21 protein-coding genes are annotated in these 19,961 nt (G+C 58.3%); 11 read left to right on the forward strand and 10 right to left on the reverse strand.

The genetic code is table 11. From position 1 onward, the window contains the following. Nucleotides 1-22: 22 nt before the first annotated feature. From C1711_RS00075 to C1711_RS00085, 3 genes are all read right to left on the reverse strand, one after another. Entirely contained in the window at nt 23-241 is a 219-nt protein-coding gene (locus tag C1711_RS00075; RefSeq protein ID WP_102337237.1) for a cation transporter, read from the reverse strand. A 93-nt stretch (nt 242-334) separates the two neighbouring features. Then, nucleotides 335-652 (reverse strand): ArsR/SmtB family transcription factor, encoded by a 318-nt coding sequence (locus C1711_RS00080; RefSeq protein ID WP_102337238.1) that lies wholly within the window; start codon nt 650-652, stop codon nt 335-337. 313 nt (nt 653-965) lie between these two features. After that, nucleotides 966-1,931: a 3'-5' exonuclease gene (locus C1711_RS00085; RefSeq protein WP_102337239.1), complete on the reverse strand. Its 966-nt coding sequence runs from the start codon at nt 1,929-1,931 to the stop codon at nt 966-968. Between the two features lie 178 nt (nt 1,932-2,109). Between C1711_RS00085 and C1711_RS00090 the strand changes: the two genes are divergently transcribed. Then, a complete protein-coding gene (locus tag C1711_RS00090; protein ID WP_102337240.1) occupies nt 2,110-3,249 on the forward strand; it encodes a putative manganese transporter in 1,140 nt (379 codons plus the stop codon). Nucleotides 3,250-3,363: 114 nt separating this feature from the next. Here the strand turns inward: C1711_RS00090 and C1711_RS00095 are convergent, their stop codons facing one another. Together C1711_RS00095 and C1711_RS00100 are read right to left on the reverse strand one after the other, a co-directional pair. Next, a complete protein-coding gene (locus C1711_RS00095; RefSeq protein WP_102337241.1) occupies nt 3,364-3,888 on the reverse strand; it encodes a YaiI/YqxD family protein in 525 nt (174 codons plus the stop codon). Nucleotides 3,889-4,107: 219 nt separating this feature from the next. Next, nucleotides 4,108-5,127: a M42 family metallopeptidase gene (locus C1711_RS00100; RefSeq protein ID WP_102337242.1), complete on the reverse strand. Its 1,020-nt coding sequence runs from the start codon at nt 5,125-5,127 to the stop codon at nt 4,108-4,110. Between the two features lie 168 nt (nt 5,128-5,295). Between C1711_RS00100 and C1711_RS00105 the strand changes: the two genes are divergently transcribed. The 7 genes from C1711_RS00105 to C1711_RS00140 all read left to right on the forward strand — a co-directional run bounded on the left by C1711_RS00105 (nt 5,296) and on the right by C1711_RS00140 (nt 13,583). Beyond that, on the forward strand, nt 5,296-6,015 hold the full coding sequence (locus tag C1711_RS00105) for a nucleoside/nucleotide kinase family protein (protein ID WP_102337243.1): 720 nt from the start codon (nt 5,296-5,298) through the stop codon (nt 6,013-6,015). A 321-nt stretch (nt 6,016-6,336) separates the two neighbouring features. Next, nucleotides 6,337-7,824 carry an ATP-binding cassette domain-containing protein gene (locus tag C1711_RS00110; RefSeq protein WP_102337244.1) on the forward strand — a complete coding sequence of 496 codons (1,488 nt, stop codon included), beginning with the start codon at nt 6,337-6,339 and terminating at the stop codon, nt 7,822-7,824. Nucleotides 7,825-8,433: 609 nt separating this feature from the next. Continuing rightward, nucleotides 8,434-10,656 (forward strand): anaerobic ribonucleoside-triphosphate reductase, encoded by a 2,223-nt coding sequence (nrdD, locus tag C1711_RS00115; protein WP_102337245.1) that lies wholly within the window; start codon nt 8,434-8,436, stop codon nt 10,654-10,656. 241 nt (nt 10,657-10,897) lie between these two features. Continuing rightward, nucleotides 10,898-11,188 carry a hypothetical protein gene (locus tag C1711_RS00120; protein ID WP_102337246.1) on the forward strand — a complete coding sequence of 97 codons (291 nt, stop codon included), beginning with the start codon at nt 10,898-10,900 and terminating at the stop codon, nt 11,186-11,188. 280 nt (nt 11,189-11,468) lie between these two features. Further along, a complete protein-coding gene (gene nrdG / locus C1711_RS00130) occupies nt 11,469-12,050 on the forward strand; it encodes an anaerobic ribonucleoside-triphosphate reductase activating protein (RefSeq protein WP_102337248.1) in 582 nt (193 codons plus the stop codon). Nucleotides 12,051-12,146: 96 nt separating this feature from the next. Then, on the forward strand, nt 12,147-12,704 hold the full coding sequence (gene folE, locus C1711_RS00135) for a GTP cyclohydrolase I FolE (RefSeq protein WP_102337249.1): 558 nt from the start codon (nt 12,147-12,149) through the stop codon (nt 12,702-12,704). A 6-nt stretch (nt 12,705-12,710) separates the two neighbouring features. Next, nucleotides 12,711-13,583 carry a biotin--[acetyl-CoA-carboxylase] ligase gene (locus C1711_RS00140; RefSeq protein WP_102337250.1) on the forward strand — a complete coding sequence of 291 codons (873 nt, stop codon included), beginning with the start codon at nt 12,711-12,713 and terminating at the stop codon, nt 13,581-13,583. A 126-nt stretch (nt 13,584-13,709) separates the two neighbouring features. Here the strand turns inward: C1711_RS00140 and C1711_RS00145 are convergent, their stop codons facing one another. From C1711_RS00145 to C1711_RS00160, 5 genes are all read right to left on the reverse strand, one after another. Next, nucleotides 13,710-15,104, reverse strand: a complete 1,395-nt coding sequence (locus tag C1711_RS00145) for an oxaloacetate decarboxylase subunit alpha (RefSeq protein ID WP_102337251.1) — start codon at nt 15,102-15,104, stop codon at nt 13,710-13,712. A gap of 3 nt (nt 15,105-15,107) precedes the next feature. Further along, entirely contained in the window at nt 15,108-15,266 is a 159-nt protein-coding gene (locus C1711_RS07770) for an OadG-related small transporter subunit (RefSeq protein ID WP_199824815.1), read from the reverse strand. A gap of 15 nt (nt 15,267-15,281) precedes the next feature. Further along, on the reverse strand, nt 15,282-16,397 hold the full coding sequence (locus C1711_RS00150) for a sodium ion-translocating decarboxylase subunit beta (RefSeq protein WP_102337252.1): 1,116 nt from the start codon (nt 16,395-16,397) through the stop codon (nt 15,282-15,284). A gap of 69 nt (nt 16,398-16,466) precedes the next feature. Then, nucleotides 16,467-16,889, reverse strand: coding sequence for a biotin/lipoyl-containing protein (locus tag C1711_RS00155; protein ID WP_102337253.1), 423 nt, complete (start codon nt 16,887-16,889; stop codon nt 16,467-16,469). Further along, on the reverse strand, nt 16,879-17,244 hold the full coding sequence (locus tag C1711_RS00160; RefSeq protein ID WP_234346115.1) for a hypothetical protein: 366 nt from the start codon (nt 17,242-17,244) through the stop codon (nt 16,879-16,881). Before C1711_RS00160 ends, C1711_RS00155 begins: the two co-directional genes overlap by 11 nt. A gap of 174 nt (nt 17,245-17,418) precedes the next feature. On the opposite strand from C1711_RS00160, the gene C1711_RS00165 reads away from it, so the two are divergent. The 3 genes from C1711_RS00165 (at nt 17,419) to C1711_RS00175 (ending at nt 19,865) form a co-directional block, all read left to right on the forward strand. After that, nucleotides 17,419-17,955: an HD domain-containing protein gene (locus tag C1711_RS00165; protein WP_102337254.1), complete on the forward strand. Its 537-nt coding sequence runs from the start codon at nt 17,419-17,421 to the stop codon at nt 17,953-17,955. Nucleotides 17,956-18,003: 48 nt separating this feature from the next. After that, nucleotides 18,004-18,486, forward strand: a complete 483-nt coding sequence (gene folB / locus C1711_RS00170) for a dihydroneopterin aldolase (protein WP_102337255.1) — start codon at nt 18,004-18,006, stop codon at nt 18,484-18,486. 149 nt (nt 18,487-18,635) lie between these two features. Continuing rightward, a complete protein-coding gene (locus C1711_RS00175; RefSeq protein WP_159060009.1) occupies nt 18,636-19,865 on the forward strand; it encodes a radical SAM/SPASM domain-containing protein in 1,230 nt (409 codons plus the stop codon). Nucleotides 19,866-19,961: the final 96 nt, after the last annotated feature.

The following is a 19,961-nucleotide window of genomic DNA, read 5'->3' on the forward strand; positions in this document are numbered from 1 at the left end:
GATGCCACCCTTTTGACGGCGGTTAGCGGAGGATTTCACAGTCCGGTTCGATGTCAGATACGAGCTTGACGACGGAATCGAGCACGTCGTCAAACGAGGCGTCATCTGCCTCGAGCGTGAGCTTTTGCAACATGAAGTTGACGGAAGCGGACGTGACGCCGGGGAGCTGGTTGATCTTGTTTTCGAGTTTTGCGGCGCAGTTGGCGCAATCGATTTCATCGAGTTTGAAAGACTTGCGCATGATGGTTCCTTTCGGGGAGGTTGACGTGGTTATACATGCGTTGGCGTTTGTAGGCGGGTGTTTGTCGTTTTGGGCCTGATTGTCTTTGCCGTGTTACTCGCAGATATGCGTAAGGCCCTGATCGAGGATGGTGAGGACGTGGTCATCGGCGAGTGAATAGTTGATCGTGCGGCCATCGCGACGGAACTTGACGAGATGTGCCTGCTTGAGGATGCGCAGCTGGTGGGAAACAGCGGACTGCGAGGTTCCGGTTATCTCGGCAATGTCGTTGACGCTGTGCTCATCGGTGACGAGCGCATAGAGGATCTTGATGCGCGTGGTATCGGAAAAGACCTTGAACAGGTCGGCAAGGTCGTAAAGAAGCTCCTCATCAGGCAGGTCGTTGGTTACAGTGGATTCGGTGCTCTCCATTGAAATCTCCTCTCATATGAGCAGACGTTCATACTTTCTATTTGTGATTATATGAGCGTATGTTCATATGTCAAGATAAAACTGTCGAGCGGATACGTTTTTTCTAAAAACGGCACAGAGGAGCGACGACTGGCAGATTTTTGGTTTGCCGTTATAAGAAACCGCCGGCACCTGGCATGCAGGCAACCAGCGGTTTTTGAGTTGATTTTAATTGTGATGCCGAGTGCGGTGCGTTACGCCACGTGCGAGGCATTCGCGTGCCTGTCTAAGTGCCACGCAACGACCTCTTGTGCACAAGGTCACGCGCAGGCACTTACCTGGCGAACATGTTTTTGAGGTTGAACTCCGCCTGGACTGTGCGAAGCATGAGGTCGGTGTCGTCCAGTCCGAGGTGCGTTTCGACCTCTCCTCCTGCAAGCGTACCGCGGCGACGCGCCCAGTTCTCGAGGCTGGCCGGTGCGCTTTCGCGCGGAAGCGTGCGGACCTCGCCGTCGATGGAGCGGCAAATGTGACGCGTGTCAATGGGGATAATCTTGCCAGCCTTGCGCGCTTCGGCGTAGCCGGGGAGATGCAGCATGAACCACGAGTCTTCAAATGCGGCGTTGTGCGCCATATACGGGTACTTTTTCATGAGCTTGAGCAGGGTCTTTTGCAAGTTCACGTCCTGGCGGAACGGCGTTTGACCTTCGAGGTCGCTCCACTGGATATGGTGGATGTTCTCAAGGGGAACGCCCGTTTCGCGATACATCTCCGGGATGCCGCAGTAATGCGCTTCGGCATCGGTTGGCACCGCATCGCTGGTGAGCTCCATGAGTTCCCAGCCCACGTTGATGATGTAGCCGCGCTCGGGAGCCCTTCCCGTGGTTTCGATGTCGAGGCCAAGGACCGTGCCCTTGATAGGTTTGCGCACGTACGCGACGGAATATGCGTCTCGATCTCCACGGACCTCGCGTGCGACGGCGCTGGCAGCACGGTGTTGCAGCTTGCCGATGCCCGTACAGGTGTCGGCGTCGGAGAGGCTGCGGGCTAGAAGTGGGCTCGAAAGATTGCGCAGGCGCGCCTCGCCGATTTGGTCGCACAGCTCGCGGTTTTGGTCGGCGAGCGTGAGGATGGTATCGAACGAGAAGTTGGGGTTCTCGTTGGTGTTCCATTCATCGATGAGCGCCTTGAGGGCCTCCTCGCCGCGTTGACGTTCGGATTCCATGGCGTCGTAATCCCCGTAGATGAACATGGGGATGAAGGGCTGCATCGAATATTCAAGTGCCTGTTGGGCGTTCATAGGTGCTCCTGTCGTAACGATTTGCCTATCAAAGTATAGGGGCTTGGGCGAGTGTTGGGGCGTGTTTACGTTGTGGAGCGTTGGCGTTGGCAGGCTCGCAATGGCTAAAGTGGGAACATACAAACGTACGAATGGGCTGGTAGCCCAACTTGATGCGATGTGATGGGGAAGCCCCTGTATGGATTTGATGATGGATATCGTGCTGGACGCGGGCAAAGACACGCTCGCGCTCGTGCCGTTTTTGTTTGTAACGTATCTGCTGCTTGAGGCGTTGGAGCATGCTGCGGGTCAGCGTGTAAACGACATGGTGCAGCGGGCCGGGGCGGCGGGTCCTCTGGTTGGCGCACTTGCGGGCGTCGTGCCCCAATGCGGGTTTTCCGCGGTGGGCGCCACGCTGTATGCAGGACGCGTGGTCACCTTGGGCACACTCGTCGCCGTGCTGCTCTCGACGTCGGATGAGATGCTGCCCCTGTTGGTTGCCGAGCGTGTTGACGCTGGGACCGTGGGCAAGATTCTAGGGCTCAAAGTGTTTATCGCCCTGGTGACGGGCTTTTTGATCGACCTCGGCGTGCGTGCGGTGCGCGGTCGTTTGCGCGCGAGGTCGGCGCGTTCCGATGTATCCCGGGATGCCGTTGCCGCTTCTGCCAATTTGTTGTCCCAGGTAGACGATCTGATGGACGACGTGGCTGAGGCGGGGTCGGGCGTTGAGCACATCCATCGCCTATGCGAGCAGGATCATTGCGGGTGTGATGACGGCGCGGCATGTGGCCTTGTCGGAGTTGCATGCGACGAGGATGATGAACGCGAGGGGCATGAGGGGCGTGGAGCCGCCCAAGATGGCGACACTCGCAGCGGGCATGGACATGATGACCACGGTCACTCCCATGCGGGCCACGGTCACGCCCACGAGCACACGGGCGGCGCGCTCACCTCGATCGTGCGCAGCGCCTGCTCGCATACACTGCAGGTAGCCGTATTCATCTTCTTGGTTTCGTTCGTATTGGTCGCCGTGCTGGAAACGGCGGGGGAGCCCGCTCTCGAGGCGATGCTCGGTGGCAACACGGTGCTGACGGTCATTTTTTCGGCGCTGGTGGGCCTGATTCCCAACTGTTCGGCGAGCGTGGCGATCACGCAGCTTTATCTTGCGGGTGTGCTGGGATTTGCCCCGCTCATGGCAGGTCTTTTGGTCTCGGCGGGTATCGGGTATCTGGTTTTGTTCCGCGCCAATCGTCGCCCGCGCGAAAATCTCCTCATCGTGGCGCTTATGCTGATCGCGTCCATCGCGTGGGGACTCGTTTTGCTGGTATTGGGACTGTAGGTTTTGCCTCGATACCAGGGTTGATCTGCAGCTTTTCAAGCGGGGGCGGAGAAGCTCTGTGGGCCGGGCTATTCCTCGAGCGACCTCTGACTTTGCGCGCGATTATACGCGGGCCTAGCTTCGCTCCCAGGCTTTCAACGCATCTTTCAGCAGCTTGGCGAGGTTGCGGGTGAAGCGCTCGCGGTCGTCATCGGTAAAGGCGGATGGTCCCTTTGTCCGTCCGCCGGCGCGCCGAACCTTCTTCTCTTCATGGCGAATGAACAACTGCATGTCGATCGTCGCCTTTTCGTAGATGTGTCCGCGCACGCCGATGGCGGCGGCGCCTCGTCCGAGCGCCATGCTCGCCAGCCCGATGTCCTGCGTCACCACGACGTCACCTGGTTCGAGGCACTCGATGATGGCAAAATCAGCGCTGTCGGCACCGGTGGAGACGTCGAGCACCTCGACCCAAAATCCAGGGTGCGTGTTGTCGCGACCGCGGGCGTGATCGGCGTCGCGCGGGTCGTCCCGACGGATGCGTCGTTCGAGGTTTTGCGTGGTATTACCTGCGATAACGCATGGGATGCGCGCCGCTCGCGCACCGGCGAGAGCTTCGCGGGTAACGGGACAGGCGTCGGCGTCGATGAAGAGCGTGGGCATACAGCGCCTTTCTAACAAGGATGCGATGGCGGTTGGGTGTTGTAGCTGCGAGCCGAATACCATGCGATAACGGTGGGCGTTGCGGCGGCGTACTTTTGCAGCGTACTGCGGCGCGTTGCATTTTCTCACTGTTGCAGCGTGCTGCGTCGGCGTGCTGTTGTCGTGCACTGTAACCGTCATGCACTGCAGCCGTCTTCCGAAGGCTTTCTCGACGCAGCGCTAATCCGTGATATAAGCGCGGACGAGCTCGTAGGTGTTGCGCACGCCGTCCAGATGGGAGCGCTCGTAGTTGTGTGAGGCGTACACGCCGGGTCCGATAAGGCCATGGCGGATATCATATCCAGCGGAAACGGTCGCCTCGACGTCGGAGCCGTAATGCGGATACACGTCTATGGCATAGCCGAGCCCATGTTCGCGCGCCCGTTCGGCAAGCTTGCCGACCAGCTCATAGTTGTAGGGACCGCCGGAATCCTTTGCGCAGATGGATACCATGCGCTCGGTGCAGCCGAGATCGGCTCCCACGCAACCCATATCAACCGAGATCATCTCGCACGTATCGGCGGGCACCACCGCTCCGCCGTGACCGACCTCCTCGTAAACCGTGAACATGAGCGTGACTTTGCGGTTGAGCGCAAGCCCTTCCTCGCGCACGGCACGGGCGATGCCCAATAGAATCGCGGCGGAAAGCTTGTCGTCTAGAAAACGGCTCTTGATATAGCCGCTCTTCGTGATGACCGTGCGCGGGTCCATAGCGATAATGTCGCCGGTCTGCACGCCGAGTGCCAGCACATCTTCCTTACTCGACACGTTTTCGTCGAGCAGGATTTCCATGTTCTCCTCTTTGATTTCGACCGCTTCGTCTGCGACGTGGGCAGAGGGCTCGGTGTTGAGCACCACACCCGTGTAAACGTGCCCGTCGCGTGTGTGGATGGTGCAGTTCTCGCCGTCGGCCGTGCTCCACTGGTGTCCTCCGAGCGTGGTGGGGCGCAAACGCCCGTTGTCCTTGATGGAGCGGACCATCGCGCCGAGGGTGTCGATATGCGAGGCGAGCACGAGCGGGTCACCCTCGCCGCCGATGCACACGAGCACGTTTCCCTTGTTGGAGCGTTCGGGCGCAAAGCCCATATCGGTGAGCGTTTCCATGAGATAATCTGCTGCGTGCGCGGTGTATCCGGTGGGGCTGGCAATGGCGGTGAGCGCGTGCAGCTGTTCTCCGATATACGTAAGCGTTTCTTTCATAGTTTCTCCTGCGGGTCGTAGTTGCCTATCAGGTTTAGTCGATGTTTGATGTTTGCTCGGCTGTTTACCGTTTCATCGTGTTTTATCTTACCGTGCGTGAGCGCAAAGCGGGCTGTCGACTATAGTTTGGGAAGCTCGCTTCATTCGCCAAGGGCAAGGAGGCAGGTCGTGGAGCAGGGAATTGCAGGTGTGGGGAAAGCTCTGAGTCAATCATCGGCAGTCGTTCGGGAGGCAGCCGACTATTCTCTCATGGTGAACGGCCTTCCCGTTGAGGCCCATTATTCCGCAGAGATGATGAACGAGCAGATTGTTCCTCTGGTAGAGCATATCGTTCGCACACGTCCGAAGCTCGTGCTGCTGGCCGGTGCTCCCGGGTCGGGAAAGTCGACGCTCGTCCAAGTCATCGAGGCTCTCGTGCGCGCGGCGGGATGCTCGATTCAGGCACTCGGCATGGATGGCTTTCACCACACGAACGCCTGGCTTAAGGAGCATCATCTTGCATCTGTAAAGGGCGCGCCGGAGACGTTTGATTTCGACGCACTTCATTCCGCCCTTATTGCTCGGGACCGTTGGCCCGTGTATTCTCGCCAGCTTCACGACGTTTCGTCTGAGACTATCCCGCTCACGGCGGAGACGCTGCTCGTAGAGGGTAACTACCTGCTTCTCGATGCCGATCCCTGGCGTGAGCTCGCGCAACTTGCAGATCTTACCGTTTTCCTTTCCGTTGATTCCGCGGTTTTGCACGATCGCCTGGTTGGCCGCAAGATTGCCGGCGGGAGCACACCCGAGCAGGCTGAGCAGTTCTATCTCAACTCCGATGCCCGCAATGTCGACTTGGTGACCAACTGCCACCTCAAAGCGGATCGGACACTTGATCTGGTGCTATAATCGTCGCATTGTTCCGGCGGAGCCTTTGGCAAGCGACGCCTCGGGAGAGGTCGGGTGCATGAAGAAATAACGATGCCGTTTAGGCAACCAACTTCCTTGTAATCACTCGGTCGTGTTTCGGGTGCCGCATCGTTATGCATCTTGTAGGCCTTTCGCCGTTCGGAGTCTATGCACAGTTCATCGGTTCGCTTCGTTGTCGGACGCGTTTGTTTTCTGTTTGACCCGCCGTGGTGTGGCTTGTGTCATGTGGCGTGTTCCGCGCACATGTGAAATGTTCGTCGCAATGCACCTCGATTACGACCTCCGTTTTGGAGGAATACCATGCAGTTGAACCTTACCAATATCACGTACACCTACGAAGGTGCTGCAACGCCCGCTCTCGAGCGCGTAAATGCAACGTTTCCGTCCGGCTGGACCGGCGTCATCGGCGACAACGGATGCGGGAAAAGCACGCTTGCTCTCATTGCCACAGGTCGGCTTGTACCGGATGCCGGCTCGGTGTTTCCCCGGCTGTTCGCCGTTTATTGTCCGCAGGACACGTCACGTGCGCCCGATAACCTCGATGAATTTGCCGTCGATTGGGGGCGCGAGGCCCTGCAGCTCCGGAACTTGTTGGAAATAGACGAGGCGTGGATGTGGGATTACGGCCATCTTTCGGGCGGTCAAAAGAAGCGCGTGCAGATTGCGTGCGCACTTTGTCGGCGTCCCGAGGTTCTTGTGTTGGACGAGCCGACAAATGACCTCGACGCGCCGACGCGCGAGCTCTTACTGCGGGGATTAAAGTCATACAAGGGGATCGGTGTTCTGATCTCCCATGACCGCACACTGCTCGATGCGCTGGTCGATCAATGTGTCGTGTTTGAAGCCGGACGCATCGTGACGCGTCCGGGTGGGTATTCGAAGGTGGCAGAGTTGGCGCGCAACGAGCGGGATGCGCAGGCGAAAAAGCATGAGAACGCTCGACGTGAAGAGCGCAGGCTTGTCGCTGAGGCTCAAAGGCGCAACGAGGAGGCCGCCCGTTCGAAGGCGCGCTTGAGTGCTCGGCATGTGGATAAGCACGATAGCGATACGCGCGGGCGTCTTGGTCTTGCGAAGGTCACTTCAAAGGATGCAATTGCGGGCAGAGCGGCAAGCGCGATGGCGAGTCGTGCTGATCGTGCCTCGAAAGCAACGCTGGAAAGCCGTACCCTCAAACGTTACGAAGCGTCGATTGTGCTGCCGGGACATGCCGCGCAGTCGAAGTCCGTGCTGCACATTCCCGCCCGTGACGTGCGAAACGGCGCATTAACATTGCATGTCCCCGAGCTTTGGATTGAGCCGTGCGACCATGTGGGCCTGTCGGGCAAAAACGGCGTGGGGAAGACGACTCTGTTGCGACATATGCTGGCGCTGGTTCCCGAGCAAATTGAATACGCGTTTATTCCGCAGGAAGTCGATGGGTCCATGCGGCGTGCGGCACTTGAGCGGCTGCGTGCGCTTGATAACGCGGACCGGGGTCGCGTGCTTTCACTGGTCGCAGGGTTGAACACCGATCCCGATGCGCTGTGTGAAGGATCGAATATCAGCCCGGGTGAGCTCAAGAAACTTCTCATTGCCGAGCAACTATTGAGAGACCCGTGCCTGCTCATCCTCGACGAGCCGACAAATCATCTTGATGTGGGTTCAATCGAAGCGCTCGAGCGGGCGCTTGTCGCCTTTCCGGGCGCGATTGTCCTCGTCACGCATGATACGCAGCTTTTGCAGGCCGTTTCCACGATCCGCTGGCAAATCGACCGTGAAGGTGATGAGGCGATTCTTCGCGTGCAATAAGTGCGAGGTTTGGCGTTTTTTCAGGCGCTTCGGAATGCTCGACTTTACGCTCCGGTAAACAAAAGCGTCGCAGGACCGCAAGTTTTTGTATTTCTTTACATTTTCTTGCGTATATGCGACGCTTTTCGAATCCCGTGTCAAATGAAAGCAGTGTAAGCAGATGTGGTTCGGGCGAGGGTATGTCGAACGGAGATGGTACTGAGTGCCTCGTACCCCCAATCACAATATGTGGTTTGGTACGCTTCAATGAAATGGTTTTGACCGTTTGCGGACGGTAAGCGGAAAACTTGTGGAGCGTCCACAAGACCACTTTTTCCCAGCTGTCATCAAACCTGCTGGTCGGGACGTTGTGGGGCAAGACGCTTTCATTGCGTCGGCATCCCTTCCGAATGCGCGTCAAAATAAGCACATTACGTCTACCTGCTAAAACACTATATATAGTGGTGCATGTAAAAAAGAATCACCAGATATGGCCAAAAGATGCTCTATTATAGAGAGCGGACATCAGTTGAGCCCCCGGTTTCTCGCGCTGTGTCGTGACGCAAAACGGGGCTTTTCTTTCTGAAAACGGTATGCATGCGCGCTTGCGCCTCGTGAAAGGGACGGGTCATGAAGATCATTAAACGCAGCGGATCCGAAGTTGTATTCGACTTACAAAAGATCATCAACGCCATCAAGGCGGCCAACGAAGAGGTGAAGGACAACGAGCGTCTCACCGAGCGCCAGGTGGTCTATGCCGCTCAGAACGTCGCCGATCGTTGCGAGACCGCCGGTCACACCGTTTCGGTTGAGGAGATCCAGGACATGGTCGAGGACGAGATCATGGCTCTCGATCGCTATGAGGTCGCCCGTCGCTACATCATCTACCGTTACGTGCAGAGCCTCAAGCGCCAGAAGAACACCACCGACGACAAGATCCTCTCGCTCATCGAGTGCAATAACGAAGAGGTCAAGCAGGAGAACTCCAACAAGAATCCCACGGTTAACTCCGTGCAGCGCGACTATATGGCCGGCGAGGTTTCCAAGGACCTCACGCAGCGCGTGTTACTGCCCGCCGAGGTCGTCGAAGCTCACAATGAGGGCATCATTCACTTCCATGACTCCGACTACTTCGCCCAGCATATGCACAACTGCGACCTCGTGAACCTCGAGGACATGCTGCAGAACGGCACGGTCATCTCTGGCACGCTCATCGAGCGCCCCCACAGCTTCTCGACCGCCTGCAACATTGCCACGCAGATCATCGCGCAGGTCGCATCGTGCCAGTACGGCGGTCAGTCCATCTCGCTTACGCACCTCGCCCCGTTCGTCGAGGTGAGCCGTCAGAAGATTCGCCGTCAGGTGGAGGCCGAGCTCAAGGAGCTGGGCGTCGATGCTCCCGAGGAGAAGGTCGCCGAGGTCGTGGAGACCCGTCTGCGCGACGAGATCCGCCGCGGCGTCCAGACCATCCAGTACCAGGTCGTGACCCTTATGACCACGAATGGCCAGGCTCCGTTCGTGACCGTGTTCATGTATCTCAACGAGGCCCGTTCCGAGGCGGAGAAGCGTGACCTCGCCATGATCATCGAGGAGACGCTGCGCCAGCGCTACGAGGGCGTTAAGAACGAGGCGGGCGTGTGGATTACCCCGGCGTTCCCCAAGCTCATCTACGTGCTCGAAGAGGATAACGTTACCGAGGACTCCCCGTACTTCTACCTCACGCAGCTCGCCGCCAAGTGCACTGCCAAGCGCATGGTGCCCGACTACATCTCTGAGAAGAAGATGCGCGAGCTCAAGCTCTCCAAGGGTGAGGAGCCGGGCAACGGCGATTGCTACACCTGCATGGGCTGCCGCAGTTTCCTCACGCCCGACCGCACGGGCAACGGTTATGACAACATCGCCCGCGCCAAGAACTACGAGCCGGGCAAGCCCAAGTACTACGGTCGCTTTAACCAGGGCGTCGTGACCATCAACTTGGTGGATGTGGCCTGTTCTTCGCATCAGGACATGGATCGCTTCTGGGAGATCTTCGATGAGCGTCTGGAGCTCTGCCATCGCGCTCTGCGTTGCCGTCACGAGCGCCTGCTGGGCACGCTTTCCGACGCCGCTCCGATTCTGTGGCAGTACGGTGCGCTGGCTCGCTTGGACAAGGGCGAGACCATCGATAAGCTGCTGTACGGCGGTTATTCCACCATTTCGCTCGGCTATGCGGGCCTCTATGAGTGCGTGAAGTACATGACCGGCGCCTCGCACACCGCTGCCGAGGGTACGCCGTTTGCCATGGACGTCATGCAGCACATGAACGACAAGTGCGCCGAGTGGAAGGCCGCGGAGAACATCGACTACTCGCTGTACGGCACGCCGCTCGAGTCCACCACCTACAAGTTCGCCAAGTGCCTGCAGCGCCGCTTTGGCATCATCCCGGGCGTCACGGATAAGGGCTACATCACCAACAGCTATCACGTGCACGTGAGCGAGGAGATCGACGCCTTCGACAAGCTGAAGTTCGAGAGCCAGTTCCAGCGCTTGAGCCCCGGCGGTGCCATCTCCTACGTCGAGGTGCCCAACATGCAGGACAACCTCAAGGCCGTTATCCGCGTGATGCAGTACATCTACGACAACATCATGTACGCCGAGCTCAACACCAAGAGCGACTACTGCCAGGAGTGCGGTTACGATGGCGAGATCATGATCGTCGAGGACGACGGCAAGCTGGTGTGGGAGTGCCCCAAGTGCGGCAACCGCAACCAGGAAACGCTGAACGTTGCCCGTCGTACCTGCGGCTATATCGGTACGCAGTTCTGGAACCAGGGACGTACCGAAGAGATCCGCGATCGCGTGCTGCATCTGTAGAATTTGATCCCGACGGGGCGCGGCTGCGACTTATATCGCCCGTGCTCAAACAGTCCTGCGCAAGACGGAGAGCCCGCTGGGCTCTCCTTTGCGTGCGGAACTGCGCGCGGGAGATATATGTCGCAGCCATCCTGCGCACACTCTGCAACTGCTTTGTGTACGTAAGATGATGAGGATTATCCCTAAATCTGGTACCATATGAGATACCTAAAAAGGCATCTAAAAAGGATGTGAATGAGGTATGGCGAGTATCTATTCCTCTGCTGCCCTAAAAACCCGTCAACGCGAGGTGAGGGACGCCGCACGTAATGACGTTGTCCATATCACGGAGAATGGCAATGCGGCTTTTGTTCTCATGAGCGAGGAGCTATTTGAGCAAAGGTTGAAAGATGCGGCCGAAGAGGCCGCATACGCCGAGCGCGTTAAGGCTTGTATATTCAACGGCCGAGCTGATATTGCAGAGGGCCGCTATATTGAGGGAACCGATGCGTTCTTCGCAGCTTTGCATGAACGGGTGGCTTCTTGTGACTAGACTGCGGTATACCGAGCAGTTTCTCGATGATGCATCAACGATTTATTCCAAGAGGATGGAGAAGCGGCTTAGGCTAACGCTTCAAATGATAGAAATGTTTCCCGAGAGCGGGTCTCGTAATTTGCCCGCTTCAATCATTGAGGCTTTCGGCTTACAGGTGCGTAAGTGCGCAGTGGGTCCATTTGATGTGATATACGAATATGACCCTTCGAGCGAGATGGTCATATTGCACGGCCTTGTATCTCAAAAACAAGCTTATTAGTGTGGATCGGAGATTGTCGTGAACTACGCTGAGATCAAATATTTCGATATTGCTAACGGCGAGGGCGTGCGTACGGTGCTGTTCGTGAGCGGATGTCGTCGCGGATGCAAGAACTGCTTCAACGAGGTAGCGTGGAACTTTGCTGCGGGCAATCCCTTCACGCGTAAGGTCGAAGATCAGATTATCGAGAGCATGCGCCCCTCATACGTGGACGGTCTCACACTGCTGGGCGGCGAGCCTATGGAGCCCGAGAACCAGGCGGGTTTGGTGGAGTTCATTGAGCGTGTGCGAGAGACGTTCCCGCGGGGGAGCGGTAAGTCGATTTGGTGCTTTACCGGCGACACCTGGCATGTCGAGCTCGTTCCCGGCGGACGCCACTATACCGAGTACACCGATCGCCTGATGGAGTGCATCGACATCCTGGTCGACGGTCCGTTCGTGCAGGAACTGTACGACATCACGCTACGTTTTCGTGGGTCGTCGAATCAGCGCTTGATCGACATGCAAGCCACGCGTGCCGCTTTGGCGGCGGGAAAGACGCCTGCCGAGGCCATTTGCCTGTGGAACGACGAGGAAGTGTACGCCACGCACAGCATGTAGGCTTTCGGCCTAAAGCCGTATCTCACACGGTAATTAGGCCATCGGGGCAGTGTTACCATACTGCGTGTGAAGAACAGAAGTGGGGAGAGGTCCAAGATGGTCGATCAAGAGAAGGTAAGGCAGGCGGTTCGCCTGTTGCTTGAGGGGATTGGCGAGGACCCCACGCGCGAGGGTCTCGTTGAGACGCCCGACCGTGTGGCCCGCATGTATGCCGAGCTCGCAGGCGGTATGGACCAACGTGCCGCAGACCATCTGTCCAAGACCTTTGAGGTTTCCGATTCCGGTATGGTCATCGAGCGCGACATCATGTTCTACTCGCTGTGCGAGCACCACATGCTGCCGTTTTACGGTACGGTGACCATCGGCTACATGCCGCGCGGGCGTGTGGCGGGCTTGTCTAAACTTGCGCGCACGGTCGAGGTATTTGCCCGCCGCCTGCAATTGCAGGAGCGCCTGACGGCACAAATCGCCGATGCCCTTATGGAGGATCTTGATTGCGCAGGTGCCATTGTGCTGGTTGAAGCCGAGCACATGTGCATGACGATGCGCGGCGTGCAAAAGCCCGGAACAAAGACCACGACGCTCGTGCGTCGCGGCGTATTTGAAGACGATCCTGCCCTCGAGGCACGGTTCTTCCGTATGCTGGGGCGCTAGGGCAAAATGAGTCTTCCCCCCATAGAAGTGTATGACGAGCTCGGTTCCACCAACGCCGAGCTCATGGTGCGCGGACGCGCGGATGCGCCGCATGGTATGGCGGTTCGGGCGCGTGTGCAAACGGCGGGCCGTGGTCAGCGTGCGCACGGCTGGGCATCGCCTCAAGGCGGCCTGTACTTGTCGGTGTTGCTGCGTCCGAACGTTTCGCCGCATATGCTTCCTGGCTTACCCGTGGTCTGCGCATTGGGAATCCTTAGGGCCCTTCGCTCGGCGGGTTGCTCGCGCGCTCAGCTCAAATGGCCCAACGACGTGGTGGTTGAAGGACGAAAGCTTGCGGGTATTCTGGTTGAACTGGGGACTTCGAATGCCGGCACGTATGCGGTATGCGGTGTGGGCGTCAACATGCACGTACCGCAGCTTAAGCGTGGGGACGTGTGGCAAGTTGAACATGAGGGCTTCCTGCAAACTGGGCATGGACAAGTGGGGAGCGAGCGTGCGGGCACAACAGCAAGTGCCGGCCCCGCAGCTTTGCCTCCCGCGGGGCTGATCGACGCGCTCGACGATGTGTGCGAAGCCCCAAGTTTGGACGACTTGGCAGAACGAGTGCGTGCGGGCATCTTGTCTGAGGTCAACGCGTGGGAGCGACATGTGGCGGGTGCTACGAGCGACACTCCCACGCTGTATGGGCTTGCGGATGCGTACAACGCCGCGCTCGCCTTTGTCGACGAACCAGTGCACGTCTATGCCATCGATGGCGACCTAATTGACCAGGGCATATTCAAAGGCGTCGACGCTTGGGGCCGCGCCGTGCTGCAAAAAAGCGACGGCACGCATATCAAATACGATGCCGTCGCTGTGTCATTGCGGCCTGCAAGATAGGTTGGATGCCCGATAACGCGTCAGCGCAAACCGTCACGCCACGTCAGGCACATCGGCGCCTACCCGGCGCGCTCTTCGGTAACGCGTCAGCGCAAACCGTCGCGTTACGTCAAGACTCGTGCCTCGTTATGCCACGTCCACGCTAACAGTGACTTCCTGTACGGGCACGTCATAGAACGGGTCTTCGCGACGGCCGAGGAAGTCGCGTGCCTGGTCGGGGAAAAGCGCATAGGACAGCACATCCTCTTCGCTGCGCGCGTACTGCGCGATTTCCTCGCGCAGGTGCGGCATTTGCGGCGGAATTAAATCGGCGGGGCGGCAGGTGATGACCTCGTCATCGCCGATGATCTTCTTGCGAATCTCATCAGAAATCGGCGCAGGCGATCGTCCGTACTGTCCACGCACGTAGTCCTTGATTTCGGCGGGAATCACCTTGTAACGTTCGCCTGAAATCACGTTCATAAGCGCCTGCGAACCCACCATCTGCGAGAGCGGCGTCACGAGCGGGGGATAGCCCAAATCGGCGCGCACATGCGGAACCTCGGCGAGCACCTCGGGGAATTTTTCCTCCACGTGCATATCCTTGAGGTTGGCGAGCAGATTGGAAAGCATACCGCCCGGAACCTGATACACCAACGCCTTGGGGTCGACGCCCATCACGCGAGCGTTCAGACGTCCCTCGTCCAGGAAGCGGTTGCGGATGGGCAGGAAGTATGCGGCAACTTCTTCGAGCTTGTCGATGTTCAGCCCGGTTTCATAGCCCAGGCCCTCAAGCGCAATCGCGAACGACTCAGTGGGCGGCTGACTTGTGCCTTCGGAGAAGGGGGAGGAGCAGGTATCGATAATGTCCGCACCCGCCTCAATCGCCTTGAGGTAGGTGAGCTGCGAGATGCCCGCCGTGTCATGCGTGTGGATCTGCACGGGAAGGTCGCACGCCTCCTTGATGTTGCTCACGATCTCATAGGCGACCTCGGGTGTGAGGACGCCGGCCATGTCCTTGACGCAGATGGAGTCCGCGCCGGTGCGGGCCATCTCAAGCGCCAGGTCGGTGAAGTACTGCACCGTGTGCACTTCGCTTGTGGTGTATGCGATGCACGATTGCACTTCGCCGCCAGCTTCCTTGGCGGCGCGTGTGGCGGTCACGAGGTTGCGTGTATCGTTGAGCGCGTCGAAGATGCGCACCACGTCGATGCCGTTTTCCACGGCCTTGGTTACGAGGCCCTCGACCACATCGTCGGCGTAGTTGCGGTAACCCAGCAGGTTTTGGCCGCGGAGCAGCATCTGCAGCTTGGTGTTCTTCACATGCGCGCGGATGGTGCGCAAGCGCTCCCACGGATCCTCATTGAGGTAGCGCAGGCAGCTGTCGAACGTGGCGCCACCCCACACCTCAAGCGCCTCAAAACCGCACTGGTCGAGCGTCTCGAGGATGGGCAGCATGTCCTCAATGGGCAAACGGGTGGCGATTTGGCTTTGCTGACCGTCGCGTAGAACGGTTTCCATAAAGCGAACGCGTTGAGCCATGGTTTAGCCCTCCTTCGAAGGCGGGAAGAACTTGGCGAGCGCCATCGAGATCAGGTAAATGAGGATCATGACGACAAAGATGCCGCCCCAGCCCAGTACGAGAATTTCTAATGCGACGGGAAGGTCGCCCGAAAGAGCGATGCCATTCAGGAATTCTGCCATGATAAGCGCTCCTTTCTATAGCAGCAGGCCGAGGACAAGACCGCCGGCAACCACCGAGGCGATCTGTCCGGCGACGTTTGCCGCAGCAGCCTGCATCAGGATGAAGTTGCCTGGGTCTTCCTCGGTGGCGAGCTTTTGCACCACGCGGGAAGCCATGGGGAAGGCGGAGATGCCCGCAGCGCCCACCATGGGGTTGATCTTTTCCTTGCGGAAGAGGTTGAGCAGTTTGGCGAACATGACACCGCCCACGGAGTCCATGATGAAGCCCAGCAGACCCAGGCCCATGATGATGAGGGTGTCGAACTGCAGGAATTCGCTGTACTCCATCTTCACGGACACGCAGAGGCCGAGCAGGATGGAGATGAGGTTCACGAGCTCGTTTTGGGCGGAGTTGGAGAGCGAGTTGAGCACGCCGCACTCACGCAGCAGGTTGCCGAACATGAGGAAGCCAACGAGTGGCAAGGACACGGGTGCGATGAGGCCGGCCACCACGCAGATGGTGATGGGGAAGAGGATCTTGGCCGTCTGCGACACCTCGCCGGGGCGATAGACCATGCGGATGGCACGCTCTTTTTTGGTGGTGCAGGCCTTGATGGCGATGGGCTGGATGATGGGCACGAGCGCCATGTACGAATACGCGGCGACCATGATGGCGCCCATGTATTTGGAGCCGAGTGAGTTGGCCACGAAGATCGACGTAGGACCGTCGGCGGCGGCGATGATACCCGCGCTCGCAGCGTCGTTGATGTTGAAGCCGAGCAGCACGGCGACGATGGTGACGAAGAAGATGCCGAATTGCGCCGCGGCGCCGAAGAGCAGAAGGAACGGGTTGGCGAGCAGCGGGCCGAAGTCGATCATGGCTCCGATGCCGATGAACAGCAGCAGCGGGAAGAGCTCGGTTTCGATACCGGCATCGAACAGGATCTGGAACGGGCCGGGTTCGGTGCCGGTCATGAGCACGCCGGACGCCGGGATGTTGACCAGGATGGTGCCGAGTCCCATGGGGACGAGCAGCGTGGGCTCGTATTCCTTCTTAATGCCCAGGTACATGAGCAGGCAGCCAATTGCAATCATCGCGATGCGGCCGGGTTCGGCTCCCAGCGCGATGACGCCTTCAAGTAATGTTTCCATTACGACCTCGATTTCCGGATTGGTAGAAAAGCGCCGCTCGGGGCGGCGCGATGCAAAGTGTCTGGTTGGTTAGCTGAGCGAGAAGAGTTCGTCGCCGGGGTTGACCATGGCACCCTTCTCCACGTTGATGGAGGCGATGACGCCGTCCTTGTCGGCGACGACCTCGTTTTCCATCTTCATGGCCTCAAGCACCATGATGGGCTGGTTTATCGTGACGGTGTCGCCCACCTTCACATGGATGTCGAGGATGGTACCGGGCATCGGAGCGGTCTGCACGAAGGCGCCTGCGGGCGCCTGGGTGACAGGTGCTGCGGCTGCGGGTTCGGGCTCGGGTGCCGGGGCGGGGGTTGCAGGTGTCGGGGCAGGTGCAGCTACGGGTACGGCCACAGTCGCGGGCGCGACGTCAGCGGGTGTAGGTGTAGGGGCGCCGACCTCTTCCATCTCAACCAGATACTGGGTCCCGTCGATCGAGATCTTGAATTTACGCAGCATGGCTGCCCTCCTTTTTCATCTTGTAGATGTTTTTGACGGAAAAAGAGCTGTGCTCTAGTGCGCCGGCGGCAAGGGCCGTGGCGATGGCGGTGACAAGGCGATGCTCGGGGTTTGGCAAGAGCACACGCTTGACTTTGAGCTCGCTTGAAGTGCGGTCGCCCGCGGCGATGGCTGAGGCAATCACGACTGCGACGGTATGTTCATGCGGGTCTACGGGAAGATATGCCGGAACCAATTCCCATTCAGGTGAGGGCTGTGCGTTCTGCGCGGGCGCGCTTTCTTGAGAGGTGGCCGGGGGCGCATCTTGCCGCTCATGCTCCTCGGAACGTTTGTGAAACCATGAGAAAAGGCCCATAGATGCTTCCTTCCTGCAAAGCGTCCGAGACGGCACGGCGAATGCGTGTCCTATGGCGCTCGCGGCTTTCCATTCTACTAAATCGTGAAGGAATTGTGTAGGACTGGGTAGGTGATTTCTAAGGGGACGTCTCGGTTCGGGGTGGGTAGGATGGGGGAGGAAGGAGGCCGTGCGATGATGGATATGCCGCGTGTCCAGGCGATTATCGAGACGCCCATGTTTTTGGAGGCGCTCTCCGGTATCGAAAGCGCCGAGGAACATCGCCAGTTTTGCAAACACGGACGTGCCCACCTGCTCGACGTGGCACGTATTGCCTGGATTCTGAATGTGGAGCAAGGTGCCTGCGTTGATCGCGAGGTCATGTACGCCACGGCGCTTTTGCATGATATAGGGCGTGCCGCCCAGTATGCCACGGGCGAGCCACATGATGAGGCGGGCGTACGTGTGGCTGCGGCGATCCTCGACTCGCTTCCCGAGGATATGCGTTTTTCCGAGCAAGAGCGTGCTGGCATCTTGCAGGCCATTCGAGGGCACCGCGGTTCGAGCAAGGCTGGAGAATCGGACCCATCGAACTGTTCTCCTACGCGCACATGCGTGCTTGCGCGTCTTATCAAAGAAGCCGACCATATCTCGCGCCCGTGTTATGCCTGCCCTGTTCGGGACGACTGCAACTGGCCGGACGAGCGCAAGAACCTTGAGCTGCGCATCTAGCTGCGCACGTCTTACAGCACTTAAGCATCTGTCCTGAGGAGGACGAACATGGAACAGAAGCATCTTCCCGAAAACATCGTTGACGATCGCGGAGCGCTGGCGCGTCGCGAGGCTGGTCTGCCGGCAACGCGCACGCAGCTTGCGACGGTGGGCTCCGAGCAGCTGCATCAGCTCGACAGGATTTGCATCGAGGGTCTCGAGGTGTTCGCGCGCCATGGCGTCTACCCTGAGGAAAACAAGCTTGGGCAAAAGTTCGTGGTGAGCGTGACCTTCTACACCAATACGCGTTGCGCCGGGGAGACGGACGACTTGTCGGCGTCCATCAATTATGGTGATGCGGCGCATGCCATCGACGAGTTCCTGCGCGCGCATACTTTCAAACTCATCGAGGCTGCCGCCGAGGGGACTGCCGCCATGTTGCTCGATCGGTATCCGCGCGCTTACGGCGTGCGTGTGAGGATTGAGAAGCCATGGGCTCCGGTCGGTTTACCGCTTAAGACGGTCGCCGTGGAGATCGAGCGCACGCGCTGAGTGCACTCGTTAGGCGCACCCGCTTGGACTCACGTTTCCCATTTGGCGAAAGAGCCTTGTAAACTACACTTTACATATATGCTATACAAATAGTTTAATATCCTGCGCTTAGTGCTGTTCATATATTGCGTGGGATGGGGTATCACTTCGTGAAGTTCGGATCGCATATCGTTCGTTTTTCGTTGGGTGGTATTCCCGTGGTGGGTAATACTGCGACAGGCGGATTGGTGGGCCTCACATTCGCGGGTGCAAACCTGTGCGACGCATTGCTTGTCCGTGAGGTTTCTCCCGATGAGATTACAGATAAGTGCGCAGAGCTTGTGACATATCTGGAGTCACAGGGCGCCTTTGATGAGTTGGAAGAGCGACTCGTTTTGCAGTCCGCCTACCTTCATGTGACGAACACCTGCAATCTATCGTGTGTGGGCTGCTATTCTGCAGATGCCAATCGTAATCGTGCATGTGACCCGTCGCTTTCCGATTTGGAGCATGCGGTTGACGTGTTGGCTGAACTTGGCGTGAAGCGTTTGGTGATTTCAGGCGGGGAGCCGTTTGTGCGTCAGGACCTGGCAGATATTGCGCGGCATGCGAAGACGTGCGGCATGGGGGAGGTCGTCGTACTCACCAACGGTACGCTGTGCACCAAAGAAAACCTTGCGCAGTTGGCAGGCCTGGCTGACATCGTTTCCATCTCATTCGATGGTGCGTCGCCTGATGGTCCTGCATATATTCGTGAGCATCAGCTCTTCGACAGGCTCATCCATGCCGTTGCAATGGTCAAAGAGGCGGGCATCCATGCGCACATCCTTCCCACCCTCCACGCCAAAAATATACATGACGTTCCAGTGTATCTTGAGGTGGCAGAGCAGTTGGGCGCAACTGTGGGCTTCAGCCTATTGAGTGGGTCGAGCGCAGAGCTGGGAGATCTTATGCCGTGCGACGCGTGCCTTTGCGAGCTGGCCGATCGGATGTTTTCGCTGGGGCAGGAAGCCTCTGTTGTTTCGATTGATGACGAGTTCGATCTCCGTCGCGCGCTTCGTGTTCGTCGCGCATGCGGTGCGGGCAAAACGAATGTGAGCGTTGCGGCAAACGGCAACGTGTATCCCTGTCATATGCTGCATAAGCCCGAGCTGCTTTTGGGCAATGCGTTTGCCGACGATGCGACTACGCTCGCAAAGCACATCAAACAGTTTTCCATGCCTGCAGTCGATGAGATTGCAGGCTGCTCATCGTGCGAACATCGGTACCTGTGTGGAGGTGGATGTCGGGCCCGATCTTACGATGAAAACGGCGAAATTGGCAGGCGCGATCCGTATTGCGTCTTCTACCGCCGAAGTCTCGATAAAACAGTTGAGGCTTTTGTATCTCAGGTTTCCTAAATAAAAAGGAGTAGTTTATCATGCTGTTTACTATTGAGCAGGAAACCCCCGCCGCCGCTTGCGCGATCATCGGTGGAATCAAGATCGGCTTCTAGT

Origin of the sequence: Collinsella provencensis (assembly GCF_900199705.1) — a bacterium.
GTDB lineage: Bacteria > Actinomycetota > Coriobacteriia > Coriobacteriales > Coriobacteriaceae > Collinsella > Collinsella provencensis.